General features: G+C 56.7%; 18 protein-coding genes and 1 tRNA gene. 5 read left to right on the top strand and 14 right to left on the bottom strand.

What is annotated here, in order from left to right:
- The first annotated feature begins 93 nt into the window (after positions 1–93).
- Together rpoN and ON16_RS02395 are read left to right on the top strand one after the other, a co-directional pair.
- Entirely contained in the window at positions 94–1,437 is a 1,344-nt protein-coding gene (rpoN, locus tag ON16_RS02400) for an RNA polymerase factor sigma-54 (protein ID WP_040659080.1), read from the top strand.
- 217 nt (positions 1,438–1,654) lie between these two features.
- Positions 1,655–2,137 (top strand): hypothetical protein, encoded by a 483-nt coding sequence (locus tag ON16_RS02395; RefSeq protein ID WP_040659079.1) that lies wholly within the window; start codon positions 1,655–1,657, stop codon positions 2,135–2,137.
- 99 nt (positions 2,138–2,236) lie between these two features.
- On the opposite strand, the gene ON16_RS02390 is transcribed toward ON16_RS02395, so the two are convergent.
- The 11 genes from ON16_RS02390 to ON16_RS02340 form a co-directional block, all read right to left on the bottom strand.
- On the bottom strand, positions 2,237–3,067 hold the full coding sequence (locus tag ON16_RS02390) for a PHP domain-containing protein (RefSeq protein WP_051131477.1): 831 nt from the start codon (positions 3,065–3,067) through the stop codon (positions 2,237–2,239).
- Positions 3,064–3,762 carry a bifunctional phosphoribosyl-AMP cyclohydrolase/phosphoribosyl-ATP diphosphatase HisIE gene (hisIE, locus tag ON16_RS02385; protein WP_274531946.1) on the bottom strand — a complete coding sequence of 233 codons (699 nt, stop codon included), beginning with the start codon at positions 3,760–3,762 and terminating at the stop codon, positions 3,064–3,066. The genes ON16_RS02390 and hisIE overlap by 4 nt, the downstream gene beginning before the upstream one ends.
- Positions 3,728–4,483 carry an imidazole glycerol phosphate synthase subunit HisF gene (gene hisF, locus ON16_RS02380; RefSeq protein ID WP_040659076.1) on the bottom strand — a complete coding sequence of 252 codons (756 nt, stop codon included), beginning with the start codon at positions 4,481–4,483 and terminating at the stop codon, positions 3,728–3,730. The genes hisIE and hisF overlap by 35 nt, the downstream gene beginning before the upstream one ends.
- Positions 4,484–4,542: 59 nt before the next feature.
- Positions 4,543–5,301 (bottom strand): 1-(5-phosphoribosyl)-5-[(5-phosphoribosylamino)methylideneamino]imidazole-4-carboxamide isomerase, encoded by a 759-nt coding sequence (hisA, locus tag ON16_RS02375; protein WP_040659073.1) that lies wholly within the window; start codon positions 5,299–5,301, stop codon positions 4,543–4,545.
- A 121-nt stretch (positions 5,302–5,422) separates the two neighbouring features.
- Positions 5,423–6,034, bottom strand: a complete 612-nt coding sequence (gene hisH, locus ON16_RS02370) for an imidazole glycerol phosphate synthase subunit HisH (protein ID WP_040659071.1) — start codon at positions 6,032–6,034, stop codon at positions 5,423–5,425.
- A gap of 1 nt (position 6,035) precedes the next feature.
- Positions 6,036–6,623 carry an imidazoleglycerol-phosphate dehydratase HisB gene (gene hisB, locus ON16_RS02365; protein WP_040659069.1) on the bottom strand — a complete coding sequence of 196 codons (588 nt, stop codon included), beginning with the start codon at positions 6,621–6,623 and terminating at the stop codon, positions 6,036–6,038.
- A gap of 3 nt (positions 6,624–6,626) precedes the next feature.
- Positions 6,627–7,691 (bottom strand): histidinol-phosphate transaminase, encoded by a 1,065-nt coding sequence (gene hisC, locus ON16_RS02360; protein WP_040659067.1) that lies wholly within the window; start codon positions 7,689–7,691, stop codon positions 6,627–6,629.
- A complete protein-coding gene (hisD, locus tag ON16_RS02355) occupies positions 7,688–8,986 on the bottom strand; it encodes a histidinol dehydrogenase (RefSeq protein ID WP_040659066.1) in 1,299 nt (432 codons plus the stop codon). Before hisD ends, hisC begins: the two co-directional genes overlap by 4 nt.
- On the bottom strand, positions 8,970–10,571 hold the full coding sequence (gene hisG / locus ON16_RS02350) for an ATP phosphoribosyltransferase (RefSeq protein WP_040659064.1): 1,602 nt from the start codon (positions 10,569–10,571) through the stop codon (positions 8,970–8,972). The genes hisD and hisG overlap by 17 nt, the downstream gene beginning before the upstream one ends.
- A gap of 210 nt (positions 10,572–10,781) precedes the next feature.
- Entirely contained in the window at positions 10,782–11,750 is a 969-nt protein-coding gene (locus ON16_RS02345) for a calcium/sodium antiporter (protein ID WP_040659062.1), read from the bottom strand.
- 105 nt (positions 11,751–11,855) lie between these two features.
- Positions 11,856–12,989: a bifunctional histidine phosphatase family protein/GNAT family N-acetyltransferase gene (locus tag ON16_RS02340; RefSeq protein WP_040659060.1), complete on the bottom strand. Its 1,134-nt coding sequence runs from the start codon at positions 12,987–12,989 to the stop codon at positions 11,856–11,858.
- Positions 12,990–13,124: 135 nt separating this feature from the next.
- Here ON16_RS02340 and ON16_RS02335 point away from each other — a divergent pair, with 135 nt between their 5' ends.
- Together ON16_RS02335 and ON16_RS02330 are read left to right on the top strand one after the other, a co-directional pair.
- Positions 13,125–13,304 carry a hypothetical protein gene (locus ON16_RS02335; protein WP_040659059.1) on the top strand — a complete coding sequence of 60 codons (180 nt, stop codon included), beginning with the start codon at positions 13,125–13,127 and terminating at the stop codon, positions 13,302–13,304.
- Positions 13,305–13,499: 195 nt separating this feature from the next.
- A tRNA-Ser gene (locus tag ON16_RS02330) sits at positions 13,500–13,590 on the top strand.
- An 804-nt stretch (positions 13,591–14,394) separates the two neighbouring features.
- On the opposite strand, the gene ON16_RS02325 is transcribed toward ON16_RS02330, so the two are convergent.
- Both ON16_RS02325 and ON16_RS02320 read right to left on the bottom strand, forming a co-directional pair.
- On the bottom strand, positions 14,395–14,574 hold the full coding sequence (locus ON16_RS02325; protein WP_040659057.1) for a hypothetical protein: 180 nt from the start codon (positions 14,572–14,574) through the stop codon (positions 14,395–14,397).
- 78 nt (positions 14,575–14,652) lie between these two features.
- On the bottom strand, positions 14,653–15,039 hold the full coding sequence (locus tag ON16_RS02320; RefSeq protein ID WP_040659056.1) for a hypothetical protein: 387 nt from the start codon (positions 15,037–15,039) through the stop codon (positions 14,653–14,655).
- Positions 15,040–15,171: 132 nt separating this feature from the next.
- Here ON16_RS02320 and ON16_RS02315 point away from each other — a divergent pair, with 132 nt between their 5' ends.
- Positions 15,172–15,390, top strand: coding sequence for a helix-turn-helix domain-containing protein (locus ON16_RS02315; protein WP_243441747.1), 219 nt, complete (start codon positions 15,172–15,174; stop codon positions 15,388–15,390).
- Positions 15,391–15,573: 183 nt separating this feature from the next.
- Here the strand turns inward: ON16_RS02315 and ON16_RS02310 are convergent, their stop codons facing one another.
- Positions 15,574–16,026, bottom strand: a complete 453-nt coding sequence (locus tag ON16_RS02310) for a GNAT family N-acetyltransferase (RefSeq protein ID WP_243441746.1) — start codon at positions 16,024–16,026, stop codon at positions 15,574–15,576.
- Between the last annotated feature and the right edge of the window lie 129 nt (positions 16,027–16,155).

Raw genomic sequence — 16,155 nt, 5'->3', positions numbered from 1 at the left:
AGTATCTTTGACAATTTTCCTTCCCTTTTGACAAAATATCTGCTAAAATAAAAGCAATATTACTCAAAATCACTCGAACAAGGAGGCAGGCCCATGGCTTTTCAGCAGCGGTTGGAACAGGCACAAAAGCAAATTCTGACGCAGGCAATGCTGCAATCCCTGCATTGTTTGCAGATGCCCTCCATGGAACTGAGGGAATTTCTTCAGGAAGCCGCCCTGTCCAACCCTCTTCTGGATGTGGAGGACACACCCTACGACGGTCCCCAGCCGGAGACGTTGGAGCCTGCCCCCGCCACAGATATTCCCATTGAGCGGCGGGAACAGCTGATCTGGGACGGAGGCGGTGCGGAAACGGACTTCACGTCCTGTCTGTCCCGTCCCCAGACGTTTCGCGAATATCTGAACGCCCAGCTGGGCCAGACCGCTCCTCTGGACGCAGAAACGCTGGTTTTGTGCCGGTATCTTGTGGGCTGTCTCAACTCCGCCGGGTATCTGGACTGTGAGGTGCCGGAGCTTGCGGAAGAGTTGAATGTCAATGCGCAGGATTTGGAGCAGGCTCTTTTCGTGGTGCAATCATTGGACCCGCCCGGTGTGGGAGCCAGAAGCCTTTCCGAATGTCTGCTTCTCCAGCTGGCACAGGGCAATGAATTCACCGAGGTGAATATCCACCTCATCCGTTTCGGCCTTCCTCTTTTGGCGGAGAACGACTATGCCAGCCTTGCCCGTCTGCTTTCCGTCCGTCCGGCGGAGGCCCGCCGGGCCGGAGACGTGGTGCGCGCCCTGAATCCCATTCCCTCCAGAGGGTTCAGCTCCGAGCGGGGCGTAGCCATGGTCGCACCGGAAGCCGTTATCCGCCGCACAGGCGGCTCTTTGGTGATTGAAATGAACGAGGGCGCTGTTCCCCACGTTTCCCTGAACCGAGACTACTCCGCTTTGGTTGGCGACCCCAATTGTCAGGAGGCCCAGCTTTATTTAAAAGAGAAAATGGCCGAGGCCAAAAATCTGCTGAACAATCTGGAAAACCGACACGATACCCTGTTCCGTCTCCTTTCCGCCCTGATTCGCAATCAGGAGGGCTACTTTCTCCGGCGGGAGGATTTGCAGCCTTTGACCATGGGCCAGCTGGCGGAGGAGCTGGATGTGAATGTCTCCACGGTCAGCCGGGCCGTGAAGGATAAATATATCCAGTTTGACGGGCAGGTCTTTCCCCTGCGATCCCTGTTTTCCACCGCGCTGCCCGCGGGCGGCTCCGCCGAGGCGGCCCGCCGCCAGTTGCGCCGCTTTGTGGAGGCCGAGTCCCCGGACCGCCCCCTCTCCGACGAGGCGTTGGCTCAGGCGCTGGCGGGCGTTGGCTTTGCGCTCTCGCGCCGCACTGTGGCAAAATACCGGGGGGAATTGTCCATTCCATCCGCCGCCCAGCGGCGGCGCAAATCGTAAATCAGGCGGTCTGCAAAAGCAGACCGCCTTTTCTCTTTCATGCAGAGCAACGTTATTTTTTAATTTTCTTGCTTATTCTTGCAACTTTTCTCCGTTTTATCATGTGCGCTTAAACGCGTATTTTTCATAAAATTGCCACGGTTGCTTTCTCTTTGCAGGGTCATACTAACGCAGGGTATCGCAATGCAACAATAGTCCACACAAAGGAGGAAACGACTTGAAAAGGACATTTGCACTTTTGCTGACCGCCCTGTTGGCTCTGAGCCTGACGGCCTGCGGAAACGACAAAAACAACGGCGTGGTAAGCGAAACGCCGGGAAGTTCTGTGAATGACGGCGGCGTTTTGGATGGAGGAACCAGTTCCGGTTCCGCCGCCGGCAGCAATGTAACCAATGGCACGGATGGAAACCGGGTGGAAAACGGTGCACCCGGCACCAGCGCCAACGCAGCGGACAACAATACGCTGGGTCTTGAAAACAAGGGCGCCGGCGCGCCCAGCGCTTCTGGCTCTAAGGCCACCGTCGTGCCCAGAGCCTCTGGTACCACGGCTTCTGCCGTGCCCCAGAGCAGAACGACTAACAACACCGTGATTCGGGGCGCGAGCTATGGCCAGATGCTCCGCAACGCCCGCGTTCATGACCGTGACGGCTTTTTGCTGGACGGCGAAAACGCGGTGACACCCGGCGCAGCATATCGCTAAACGCGAAGGCCGGAAAATCAATCACACCCTCTCTCATCTCCGAAATGGAGAAAGGATGGCAGACGCAAACGCGCCTGCCATCCTTTTTTATCGTTCCGCTCACAGAGGGCAGGACGTCGGCCCGTTCATGGTCAGAATCACACTTTCGGTAAATCCGGCGGTCTTTGCCGCCTCCGCCGCCTGATCGTAGCCAAACAAAACGGCTTCCGCGCTGTGGGCGTCGGCCGTTAAAATCACTTGCCCGCCCATGGCCCGCCACTCCCGCAGCAAAAACGGCGCGGGGTAAGGCGTTTTTCGATAGCCCCGCTGAACCGCCCCGGTATTGATCTCCAACAGCGTGGAGTGCGGGTCGGCGCTGTGGAGCGCCGCCAGCGCGGCGGAGCGGTAGCGGGGCGCGTTTTCATCAAAAAACGCCCCGGTTTGATTGAGCTTTGTGATGAGATCAAAATGGCCCAGAATCGTGGGCCTCTGCCGGGCCACGGCGGCCACATCCCGGTAATACCACTCCGCAACGGAGAGAAAGTCCCCGCCGCAGACCCTATCCCGGCAGACGGTCAGGCTTTCCTCATTCCAATCCATACAGTAGTATTCCCCGGTCTTGAGGGAATACAGCTCATGGACAGAGCCGATCCAGTAGTCCACTTCGCCCCGGACTCCGTCGGACTGACTGTCCCACTCAATGCCGAGCAGCACTTCCATCCGCCCGGCATACTCCGTCCGCAGGCGCAAAACCTCCGCCCGATAGGCGGACAAGTCTCCGTCCAGCACATTGCCCACGTCGGAGGGCGCGGGCGTGTGGGAGTGGCCCGATGCACCGAAATAGCGAACTCCGGCGGCATAGGCCGCCGCCGCCATTTCCGCCAGCGTATTTTTTCCGTCGCACAGCGTGGAGTGGGTATGGACAGAGCAGAGTTCGGCGTTCAGCTTCATTGCATCCGCTCCTGTTTCACCTTGTGATCCACCACATGGCGCTTTTCCAGTTCCGCCGTGACCTCCTGTGTGGAAATCCCCATCTGCACCATCAGCACCAGAATATGGTAGCATACGTCGGCGATCTCAAAAACCGTCTCCGCCTTGTCGCCCTTGGCAGCGGCAATAATAACCTCGGTGGACTCCTCGCCCACTTTTTTCAAAATTTTATCCATGCCCTTATTGAAAAGGTACGTGGTATAGCTGCCTTCCTGCGGGTCGGTCTTCCGGCCCTTGATGAGGTCATACAAGCCCTCGTAACTGAACGGTTTCAGTTCCTCGGAAAGATAAAGCCGATCAAAAAAACAGCTCTCTGCCCCGGTGTGGCAGGCGGGGCCGTCCTTTACAACCTCCACCACCAGCGCGTCGCCATCGCAGTCGGCGGTGATGGACACCACATGCTGAAAATTGCCGGAAGTCTCCCCCTTGCGCCACAACTCTTGACGGCTGCGGCTGAAAAAGCAGGTTTTCCGCTCGTCGATGGTGATGGCCAAACTCTCGGCGTTCATATAGGCCAGCGTCAGAACCTCTTTCGTATAGTGGTCCTGCACGATGGCGGGAATCAGACCCTTTTCGTCAAATTTCAGTTCCATATGTCCAGATCTCCCCTCGTTTTGTGCCTTAAAGTCGTATCTCCACGCCCTTCGCCCGCAGATACTGTTTCAAATCCCAAATCTCCACCTGCCGCGTATGAAAGATGGAGGCCGCAAGCCCCGCGTCAATACCCGGGTGGGTGAACAGCGCACCAAAGTCCTCCCTGTTTCCCGCACCGCCGCTGGCAATCACAGGGACGCTGACCCGGCTGGTCAGCGCGTCCAGCATTTCAAGGTCGAAGCCCTGCTTCACGCCGTCGGTGTCGATGGAGTTTAAAACAATCTCGCCCGCCCCGTTTTGAACGCCCCGCACAGCCCAGTCCATCGCGTCGATGCCGGTATCCTCCCGGCCGCCCTTTGCAAACAGGCGGAACTGCCCATCCACCCGCTTCACATCCATGGACAGCACCACGCACTGGTCGCCGTATTTTTTTGCCGCTGCCGCGATCATGCCGGGGTCGGCAATGGCCCCCGAGTTGACGCTGACCTTATCCGCCCCGCATTTGAGCACCCGGGCAAAGTCGTCCAGCCCCCGAATACCGCCCCCCACCGTGAGAGGGATGAAAATTTCCGAGGCCACCCGGCGCAGCACGTCGGTGAACAGATTCCGCCCCTCGGCGGAGGCGGTGATGTCGTAAAACACCAATTCATCCGCGCCGGAGTCGTTATAAAACCGGGCCATGTCCACCGGGTCCGCCATATCCCGCAGGCCCTCAAAATTCACGCCCTTGACCACCCGCCCGTCCCGTACGTCCAAGCAGGGGATGATTCTCTTCGCCAGCATGGTCGATTCTCCTTTCAGACCGCCCCGCACCATTTGGGGCGCGGGCTCCGTGGTGAGCTTTAAAACAGGGCCGGTTCATCGTCGGACTCATCCCGGCGGTCCTCCGCCGCATCCAGACACATGCCCAGATCCAGCTTTCCGTCGTAGACGGCCTTGCCCAAAATCGCGCCCGCCGCGCCGATCTCCCGCAGCGCCCGAATCTCACAAATATCGCTGATCCCGCCGGAGGCCACGATATCCAGCCCCTCGATCCCGCTCAAGCGGCGGTAGGCATCCAGATTCGTGCCGGAGAGGGCGCCGTCCTTGGAGATATCCGTGTAAATGACGGTCTGAACCCCCGCGTCCCGCAGGCGGCGGCAGAAATCAAAGCTGTCCGTATCGCTAGTCTTCAGCCAGCCGTGGGTGGCGACAAGGCCGTCCCTTGCGTCCACGCCTACGGCAATCTTTTCCCGATACCGCTTTGCCATCCGCTCGGTAAAAGAAAAATCCTCCACGGCGGCGGTTCCCAAAATGCAGCGGTCCACGCCAAGGTCCAGATACTGCAAAATGCGCTCCTCCGTGCGGATGCCGCCGCCCACCTCAATGAACGCGTGGCCCTGCTGCACCAGCGCCCCGATCTCCACCCAGTTCGCCATGCTGGGCGTGCCGTCCTTCGCGCCATCCAAGTCCACCAGATGGAGCCGCCGCGCCCCGGCGCGGATAAAGCGGCGGGCCACGCCGCAGGGCTGGGCGGAATAGACGGTCATTTGCTCGTAATCGCCTCGCAGCAGCCGGACGGCTTTGCCGTCCCGCAGGTCGATGGCGGGAAAAATCTGCATGAAAACCTCCCCGCGCCCAAGGGCGCTTCCTTCAAGATCAGCCCCTTACGGGGCGTTTGCCGAAAAGTCCGGTACCTTGCTCACAGTTTGCAAAACGTTTTCCAATGTCCGGTATTTTTCCTCAAAGCTCGCAAAACGCCTTGAGCAGCCGCAGCCCCGCATCCCCAGACTTTTCTGGATGGAACTGGGTTCCCCAGACGTTTTCCCGGCGCACCGCCCCGGGAACGGCAACACCGCCATAGTCAGAGACGGCCAGTGTACTGTCGGCGCAGTTTTTTGCGTAATAGCTGTGGACGTAATAGACGTACTCCCCGTCTCGGAAATAGCGAAACAACGGGTCGTCCTTCACGATATGCAGGCTGTTCCATCCCATATGGGGAACCTTTAGCGTTGAAGTGTTCAAATCCGGCTTCAAGCTGCCCACCTCGCCGGGGATAAAGCCAAGGCCCGCGTACTCCCCGTATTCAAAGCCCTTGTCGAACAAAAGCTGCATCCCAAGGCAGATGCCCAGCAGCGGCTTTTTCTCACGTTCCTCCCGGAGAACCGGCCCAAGCCCCGTGGCGTCCAGCTTTGCCTTTGCGTCGCCAAAGGCCCCCACGCCGGGAAGGATGATGCGCTCCGCCGCCCGGAGCCGCGCCGGGTCCCGGGTGATCTCCGGTGCAAAACCCAGCGCCTGCAAGCTGGAGGACAGGGAAAAGAGGTTCCCCACCCCGTAATCCACAATGGCAATCATATCACAGCGTCCCTTTCGTGCTCGGAATTTCTCCCGGCCGCTCCGCGTCCATGGATACCGCCATGCACAGCGCCCGGCCCGCGCCCTTGAACGCGGCCTCCAAAATGTGATGGGTGTTCTCCCCGGACATCTGGCGGAAGTGGAGCGCACAGGGACACTGGCGCACAAAGCCCAGCCAAAATTCCTTGGCAAGCTCTGTGTCAAAGGTTCCCACCTTTGCGGCAGGAAGCGTCAGCCCCCAGCCTAAGAAATCCCGGCCTGAGAGGTCCACGGCGCAGAGCACCAGCGTCTCGTCCATGGGCAGGAGGAACTGCCCATACCGGGTAATTCCCCGCTTGTCCCCCAGCGCCCTGGTAAACGCCTGCCCCAAGGCAATGCCGATGTCCTCCACGGTGTGGTGGTCGTCCACCTCCGTGTCGCCCCGGCAAGAAGCGTTCAGATCAAACCGCCCGTGGGCGGCAAACAGCGTGAGCATATGGTTTAAAAAACCGCAGCCGGTATCAATCTGGGACTTACCCGTGCCGTCCAGCTCCAGAGTCAGATTGATTTTTGTCTCGTTGGTGTTCCGCACAATCTCCGCCTGACGCATGGCTCACATCTCCCCCAGCAGTTTTTTGATCTCGTCCACCAGACGCTCCATCTGTTCCGGGGAGCCGATGGTAATACGGCAGAAATCCCGAATGCGCTCCTCATCAAACCAGCGCACCAAAATCCCGTTTTCCTTCAGCTTACGATACAGTTCCCCGCCGGGGAACTTCTCCGATCTGGCAAAAACGAAATTGGCGTTGGAGGGCAGGACGGTAAAACCGAGAGCTTCCAGTTCCTTGACCGTCCAGTCGCGGGTGGTTTGAACGGCGGCAATACATTTCTGGAAGTACGCCTCGTCTTCCATCGCCGCGGCCCCCGCCACAATGGAAAGCCGATTCACGTTATAGGGGTTGAAGCTGTACTTCACCCGATTCAAATCCGCGATCAGCGCGGGACTGCCCAGCGCAAAGCCCAGCCGCCCCCCGGCAAGATTCCGGCTCTTGGAAAAGGTCTGCACCACCAAGAGATTATCATACCGATACAGCAGCGGCGCGCAGCTCGTTCCACCGAAATCCACATACGCCTCGTCCACGATCACCACCCGGTTTTCGTCCGCTTCCAGCAGGCGCTGGATTTGGGCGATGGGCAGCTCCATACCGGTGAGGGCGTTGGGATTGGCGATGAAAATTGCACCGGGATAGTCCATATAATCGTCCACGTCGATGGTAAAGTCGGCTTTTAGAGGGATGATCTTGGCGCTGATCTCGTAAAACGCCGCCCAGACCTTATAAAATCCGTAGGTCACGTCCGGGAAGGCCGCGCCCTTCCCCTCGCCGCAAAAGGCCCGGAAGGCAAAACTCAGCAGTTCGTCCGATCCGTTGCCCGCCAGCACCTGCTCCGGATTCAGCTCATACCGCTTGGCGATGGCGCGAACCAACTGCCCGCAGGTGGGGTCCGAATAGAGATTCAGTTTTAAAAGCTCCGCCCGGGAAACGGCCTTCACCACCTTGGACGAGGGCGGGAACGGGCTTTCGTTGGTGTTCAGCTTGATATAAGGCACATCCACCGGCTGCTCGCCAGGGGTGTAAGGCTCCATCCTTTCCGCCTCGCGGGAGAGAAAACGGCTCATTGGGCGTCCTCCTTTTCGCGTTCCCCGTCCCGCACCGCAATGGCGCGGGCGTGGGCCTCCAGTCCTTCCTGCCGGGCAAAGTTCTGCACCTGAGAAGATACGGCCTGCAATGCCTCCTGCGTATAGTAAAGGAAGCTGGACTTCTTTACAAAATCGTCTACACTCAGAGGGCTTGAAAACCGGGCCGTTCCGCTGGTTGGCAGCGTGTGATTCGGACCGGCGAAATAATCGCCCAGCGCCTCCGGGGCATTGCGGCCCAAGAAGATGCTGCCCGCATTGCGGATGCGGGGCAGCAGGGCGAACGGCTCGTCCACACACAGTTCCAGATGCTCCGGGGCAATGCGGTTGGCGGCCTCCGCCGCTTTTTCCAGCGAATCCGTGACGATAATCTTGCCGTTGTTGTCGATAGAAGCCCGTGCCACGTCCTTGCGGGGAAGTGACTCCAGCTGAATCTCCAGCTCATCCCGGACGGCCTCGGCCAGAGTGGGGCTGTCCGTCACCAGCACGGCGGAGGCCAGTTTATCGTGCTCCGCCTGCGAGAGCATGTCCGCCGCCACCCACTTGGGATTGGAATTTCCATCCGCCAGCACCAGAATCTCACTGGGGCCGGCGATCATGTCAATGCTGACAAGGCCGAAGACTTTCCGCTTTGCCGCCGCCACGTAGACTCCGCCGGGGCCGACAATTTTATCTACCTTCGGCACGCTCTGCGTTCCATAGGCCATGGCGGCCACGGCTTGCGCTCCTCCGCATTTCAAAATCTTTGTGACCCCCGCGATTTTCGCCGCCGCCAGCGCCGCCGGGGCGATGGTTCCATCCGGGGCGGGAGGCGTGGCCATAATGATCTCCCGCACACCCGCGATCTTTGCCGGGATTACATCCATTAAAACGGTGGAAGGGAACGCCACCGGCGTTCCCGGCACGCATACGCCCACAGACTCAATGGGCGTGTACCTCTGGCCCATCACCACGCCGGGCTTGTCGGTGAGGATGAAATCGCTGTGGGTCTGGCGGGCGTGAAACGCGCGGATGTTATCCGCCGCCTGCCGCAGCGTCTCCAAAAGCTCCGGGGACACCTGAGACTCCGCCGCGTCCAGCTCCGCCTGCGTCACGAAAAGATCGTCCAGTTCCGCGCCGTCAAACTGCTTTTCAAAGCGCCGCAGCGCCGTGTCACCCTCGGTCTGGACGGCGGAGAGTACCGCGTCCACCGCCGCGTCCACGTTTTCCTCCGCCAGAATCGCCCGAGTCAGAATTTCTGACGTGGGAACCTTGTCAAAATCAAAGAGTCGAATCACTCTCCGTCACCTCCGAAAGTTTCCGCACCAGTGCGGTGATTTCCTCGTTTTTAAACTGAAAGCTGGCCTTGTTAGCGATGAACCGAGCGGAGATGGGCATAAACTCCTTCAAAACCTTCAGGTTGTTTTCCTTGAGGGTGGTTCCGGTTTCCACAATGTCCACAATCACGTCGGAAAGGCCCAGAATCGGGGCCAACTCAATGGAGCCGTTCAGCTTGATGATGTCGATGTCCCGGCCCTTGGCGGCGTAATACGCCTTGGCGATGTTGACAAATTTGGTTGCCACCCGCAGCGTCCGACCGGGGTCGTCGGCAAAGTTCTTTGGCCCCGCCACGCACATCCGGCACCGGCCGAGCCCCGTATCCAGCAGCTCGTATACGTCCGCGCCCGACTCCTGCAAAATGTCCTTGCCCACGATGCCGATATCCGCCGCGCCGTGTTCCACATAAATTGCCACGTCGCTGGGCTTCACCAAGAAGTATCGGATGCCTGCCGACGGGTTTTCCACCACCAGCTTCCGGGTATCGGCGTATCCGGACTGGCAGCCGTATCCCGCGCCGGAGAGCAGGTCGTATACCTTGTCACCCAAGCGGCCCTTGGGCAGCGCCACGTTCAGCATTACCTTTTCTCCGCCGGACTTTTCCACCGGAGGCTCCGGCGCTTCCAGCCGCTGGAGTTCGTCCTGATACAGGGCGAAGCCCACGGCCCGCGCGCCGGGGGTAAACTGCTCCGCCAGCGGGTCGTACTGTCCGCCTCGGAGAATCGCCCGGGGAATGCCCGCCAGATATCCCTGAAACACCACGCCGTTATAATAGCTGATGTCGTTGACAAGGGACAGGTCCAGTTTCAGCTTTTCCGTCTCGCCCCGCTCCTCCAGCATGCCGCACACGGTCTTTATTTCCGCCAGCGCCGCGCCCATGGGTGCGTTCAGCGCCAGCGGCGCGGCCTTTTCCAAAACGGTTTTCCACGAGCCGGACAGCGTGATCAAAGAGCACAGCGCATCCGTCCCCTGCGGGGAGAGTCCCGCACGGAAGGCCAGCGCCTGCAGCTCATGGGCATTTTTATCCCGGATACAGTTCAGCAGCTTGGGCCGGACGGACTCCGGTGCGCCCACTGCGTCCAGCAGTCCCGCCACAAAGCCCATGTGGCTCAGTTCCAGTACAAAGTCCGGCCCGGCCAAGGCCAGACTGTTCAGCGCCAGAGACAGCACCTCTGCCTCAACCTCGTCGTTCAGCGCCCCGATGTACTCCAGACCCGTCTGGCCGATCTCCTGAAAGGTGTGACTTTCCTGACTGGGGCGGTAGACATTTTCCGTGTAATAATACCGCTTGCACTCCCCCGGCTCCGGCTGGGCGCTTTTTGCGATGGACAGCGTCACGTCCGGCTTCATGGCCAGCAGCCGCCCGTCCAAATCTGTGAAGGTAAGCACCTCCTCATGGGAGAGGAAACGACGGTATTCCTGATAAAGGCTGTATTCCTCGAATCGGCCCAGATGGAACTTGCAGCACCCGGCCTTTTCATATAGTAGACGCAGGCGCAGCGAAAGCAGCTCCTGCGGTTTCAATATCCCCAGATCCAGCTCCATATGTCCCTCCGTTATCCGCCTATATCGGACAGTTTAATGGATTTATCATACTTCATCTTGTTATCAAAGTAAAGTACATTTTTTTATATGGCGGAATTTCCTCTTTTTGCACAAAGATGCGCAGTCCCGCTTCCCGCGCCCCGTCATTATTCACACGCCCGCACCGTGAAAAGACCCCGGAACACAGCTGTTCCGGGGTCTTTTCCCATCTCATGTCATCAAAAGGATCATATAGCCGACATACAGCGCCAGCAGTGCAAACCCCTGCCAGCGGTAAAACCGCCCCATCAGCAGCGGCGGCAGCATGGACACCGCTCCCACCACCAGACAGGCGGGCAGATCCAGCGCGGTGGTCTGGCGCCCGATGGCAAGACTTCCGCCGGAAATTGCGGAGCACACAGGCAAAATCAGCGTTAAATCAATCACGTTGGCTCCCACAATATTGCCGATGGACATGGACGCCTCTTTTTTTATGATGGCAGTCACAGTGGTCACAAGTTCCGGCAAAGACGTTCCAATCGCCACCAGCGTCACACCGATGATGCTGGAGGGAACCCCCAGACGGAGGGCAAGCTCGCTGCCATAGTCGATCAGCAGCTGGGAGCCAATGATAATACCTGTCACGCCAAGGGCAAACATGCCAATCTTTGAAAGCACTTTCTGGTGAGAAGCTGCCCGGCGGCGGGAGCCGCCCGCCCGGTCCGCAGCCATGCTCCGTTTGGCATCGTATACGTTGTTCACCAGATACAGCGCAAAGATCACAAGCAGCAGCAAACTGGGAACCAGCGGCAGGCTTCCGCCCCAGCATAGGATGGTCAGCACGGTCGCGCCGCCAAGCATCAAAATCGCCTTCACGGTGAATTGCTTCCGGTCGATGACAGATGGAATACACAGCACGGAGATGCCCAAAATCAATCCGATGTTCGCGGTCACAGACCCCACCGCATTACCCACAGCCAGATCGACCTCTCCTTCCAGCACGCCGGTGACGGACACCGTCAACTCCGGCAGTGTTGTTGCGAGGGACACCACCGTGGCCCCCACGATAAACCGGGGAATGCCGGAGGCTTCCGCAATCCAAACCGCACCATCCAGAAACCAGTCTCCGCCCTTGACGATCAGTCCAAGGCCAAGCAAAAACAGCAAAATCACCACAGCCAGATTCACAACGCGCCCCATCCCTTCTCTTGCCCCGTGCTTTTCTGCCGGGACCTCGTCTATCAGGATATGCAGTTTTGGGGCAAAATAAAATTGGAATTTGGGCTGCGTGTAAAAGTTACTCTGTTATGCCAGCTCCGGCGTCCACTCTCTGGGGCGAATATCCTTTTCTAAAATCAATCGATCTTCCGCTCCGCCGTTCACCGGGGAAAATCCATATTGAGAGAAAAAGCGCAGCGCGGAATCATTGCTCCGTTGGATGGAGAGCCGCAATTTCTCTCTCCCCAGCGCCCGGTAACGCAGAACGGCCTGTCCCAGCATCTGAATGCCAAGGCCCCGGGAGCGGCAGGCGCTCTCCATGCAGTAGAGGGAGATCCAGCCGTTTTTCTCCGCCGCCTCCTTCTCCGGATTCAGCTGCAAAATGCCTGCGGGCGCACCTTCCATATAAGCGCCCAGCGTGGGGCGCTGCGCCGCCTCCTGCAAAAGAAGGTCCGCATCAAAATCCCGCGGCTCGCCCGCGGCAATCCAGCTGTCCCGGACACAGGCAGACAACGTCTCCGCCTGCGCCGGCAGTTCCACCGGGCGAAAATACAATCCCGGCTCCACCCCGTTGGGGTGCTTCCACCAGCTCTGCTTTGCGAAGGTGGAGAGCGCTTTGACATGACTGTTGTCGTCTCGGTAAATCAAACGAAGCGCTCCGTTTTCATACACCACCTTGGATACGGCGGTATTGTCGCCGTGAGGCGTTTTCCCAAGCTCGCTCAGGTCATAACCCTCCAGCTCGCCCAGCACCAGCCGCAGCGCGCAGCCGTGGGAGAATACCGCCACGGTTTTGCCGTCGTTTTTTTCTCCAATATCCCGCAAGGCCGCCATCATCCGGTCCCGGACGGCGGTCATATCCTCTCCGCCCTCCACATGCCACAGGTCGGGCCGGGATGTGAACAGGCCCAGCTGTTCCGCCTCCTCAATGCCGATCTCTCCCCATGTCTTTTCCTCCCATTCGCCCACACAGATCTCCCGCAGGTCCTTCCGCTTTTGGATGGGCAGATGTTTGGTGTTGGCAATCGCCCCGGCCGTGATGCAGGTGCGGGTCAGATCGCTGGAGTATACCGCGTCGATGGGTTCATCCCGAAACCGCTCCGCCAGCGCGGCAATCTGCTGATAGCCCCGGTCGGTGATAATGCTGTCGCACTGTCCCTGCGCGATGCGGTATAGATTCCCCTCCGCCTCGGCATGGCGGATCAGATATAGGGTGGTCATGGCAAGTCCTCTTTTCTTTCCGTTTTCATATTATTTTTATTATATAGAATCCGGTTGTATTTGGCAAATCAAATTGCAGCATAGAACCGGCCTGCCGTGAGATACTACTCCAAGACCATAAAAGGAGTGACGAGTATGAGGAACGATGCCGAGTTTTGGTTCGGCATGGGCGCTGGAATGGCTGCGGGCGTTTTATTGGGAATGATGATGCCCTGCGGAAAAAACTCCATGAAAACGCAGGTGGGTAAAAGCATTCAAAAGCTGGGTATCGCCGTGGATCACACCGTGGACAACCTCGTTTCCAATATGCGCTGAAGTGAAAAGCGGAGGGGGTGAAGCCCCTCCGCTTTTTCCTGTTTTCCGGCGCAAAAAAATCTCCGTCCTTCCTCTCTCTGCGCAAATATTGGGGAATCAAAAATTTCTTCTTGACATTCATGCGAATTTTGTTATAATGATAAAGCTGTCGCACGACAGTGACCGATATATCGCTCTGTTTTCCTGAGCAGCTATGGAGAAGTCGCCTAGTTGGTCGAGGGCGCATGATTGGAAATCATGTAAACCCGCAAGGGTTTCGAGAGTTCGAATCTCTCCTTCTCCGCCAAAATGAATCTCAGACAAAGGTGCAAATAGTTTGTGCCTTTGTCTCAGATTCGTATTCAAGAGAAAAGCAGCAAAGAAACCGCCATAGTGATGGCGCATAGATCTGCACTCCGATGCAGTCTCCCCGTCAAGTCTGTGCGGGGCCGTGAGGAAGTATCATTATCAATCGGCGTTTCATCGCAGCTTCTCAGGTCACGCTCCTCTCTAGGAGCGATTGCCTGTTAGGAATCGTTGCGCCTCGCCCGGCGTCGTTCCCAGTGCTGGCCGTCCTCGCGGTACAGCCCGTCGATTGTCTTGTTCAAATTCTTCGCTGTATGGCCAAAGCATGAGTTTATACACAACCAGAAAGAATGCGCTTTCGCGCAACAACTTTTCTATAATTGTGGACAATAGCTGCTGGTACAGCTATTATCGAATAAAGCACTTTGGATTTTTTCAAGGTGCAGGTGCGTTTGAGGTAAAGGGTTCTCTCCGAAAGGGGAGGGCCTTTTACTTTACCTCAAACATTTATGTTACAACGCCGATGGGGGCCGTTTGGCCAAAGCAATCCTTTAGAAAGACGCTTCTTCGGCGTAATAACCGTGTGTACTTTGCAGTACCCCGTCATTTTAACGCCAAACTGGACAAATAGCAAGAAATATGTGGAATTGAAAACGAAATTAGGAAAAATATCTTTTCCACTCTGCTTCTGTGCTTGCAGTGATCTACCGTCTTGCCTTACGGCGTGGCCGGTCGATATAATCCAGAAGGCGGAACAACCACGCAATCAGCGTTCCTGCGCCGACCGTGCATAGAAGAAGCGACATCATTGGAGCGCTTTGATCTCGTCGTCCGCTGCATGGCGGGATTCGCTGGTACAGTAAAACGCATCATCCACATACAAGATGTACGGGGCAGCTCCGGCCAGAATCAGATCCGGGTGCCGCCGCTTCAGCTCGAAGAGATGCCCATTGATCGCGCCGCTCTTTACAGTCTGCTCTCTCATAAGAAGGTCCCTTCTCCCCGTTTGCCCGGTAGGTCAGGCTGATTCCATATCCTCGTAATCTTCAGGGTCGGCATTCGATTAATGATTGACCTTCCAGTCGATCCATGCGTTGTATTGCTCTCGCGTCATCGGCTCAGGCGAATCCGTTTCAATATAATCCTTCGGCCCGAAGATTACTAGCTCGCTGGAGAGGAAGTCCGCCTGCGTGATGACCTTTGCCGGGCTATGTCCATGGCTGCTCGGAACCTCAATACGGTAGAGGAACAGATTGCTGTCATAGTACCAATCAGACTGGATATAACGCTCCTCGGCGTCTGTCATTTCAATCTCATTGATGTATTTTGCCAGTGCTCCATGCGCCTCCACACGTACCGGGGGCTTGTTCCAATTTGTGATGTCGCCCAGAATTAGATCCGCTGTGCTGCATCCCTTGCTGCTAAAGCCTATGCTCGATACTGTGCCCACTTTCCCTTGATTCCTTTATACTGATTGTACACGATAATAGACAATACTTCAATTAGCCAATTACACGAAAATAGACAATCTTTCTGTAAGCATTGTACATTGAAATAGACAGTATAAATTGTTACACTATTTGTGGGAGGGGTTGCTTTGATCACATATGACAAATTGTTTGCATACCTTGCAGCAAATGGAAAAACAGCCACATATTGGCTCCGTCAAAACGGATTTCACGCAGCTACTGTCAATAAGCTACGGAAAAATGAACTGATTCGGACAGATACACTGAATCATCTTTGCCGGTTACTGCACTGCCAGCCCGGCGATCTGATGGAGTACGTTGAGGATGAGTAGTCCAATCCTTCTTCTTTTTTCTTTTGTAGCTCGCAACGCTCTTGATCATAAAGCAAGGCGGCCTTCGGAAGTGATTCTTCCGAAGGCCGCCTGTTGATGCGGGCACAATTATAAACATAACGCGAAGTTCAAAGGGAAAGGATAACAACGCGCGCTTACATTGCCAGGCCAGTTTACAAAGAATTATCTCTTAAGTTTATACAGCGGGCCTTCTTCACCGTACCCATCGCGAAGAAAACCATTTTTAAGTAGTACTTTTTGTGATATCTTGTTGATTGGTTCTGTCTGTGCTATAACAAGTCGTACACCATCTTGTGTCAGCGCCCAATTTACAATTCCGCTAACCGCTTCCGTCGCATATCCCATGCGCCGATATGTTTCATCAATGCCGTATCCGATTTCAACAGCTCCCTCTGCATCCGGAGATCCTTTAAAGCAAATGTCTCCTACTGACACTCCTGTTTTTAAATTGATATTCCAATCTGCTCCCCGTTCTTCACGTCCATCCAATTTTTGTATAGTATCCAGCATCTCCGCGTATGCTTTTTTCATCTCAGGGTCAGACTCGATATTACACAGGACTTTCATTTCTTCTATGCTTTTCGGGAAAATATACAATCTTTGGGTTTCAATCACAATATGGTCCATGTGAGATACAGGAACAGTACCGTCTCAGCGAGCGCCGCGCGTGCAGGCTTATGAACATATACCGAAGCAGCAAGAGATACAATCCAAGTGACAAAAGCGAAGATGCCGCAATCACAG

Origin of the sequence: Oscillibacter ruminantium GH1, assembly GCF_000307265.1 — a bacterium.
Classification (GTDB): Bacteria; Bacillota; Clostridia; order Oscillospirales; family Oscillospiraceae; genus Oscillibacter; species Oscillibacter ruminantium.
Note: the sequence above shows the minus strand (reverse complement) of the source record. Positions and strands in the feature narration are given on the sequence as shown.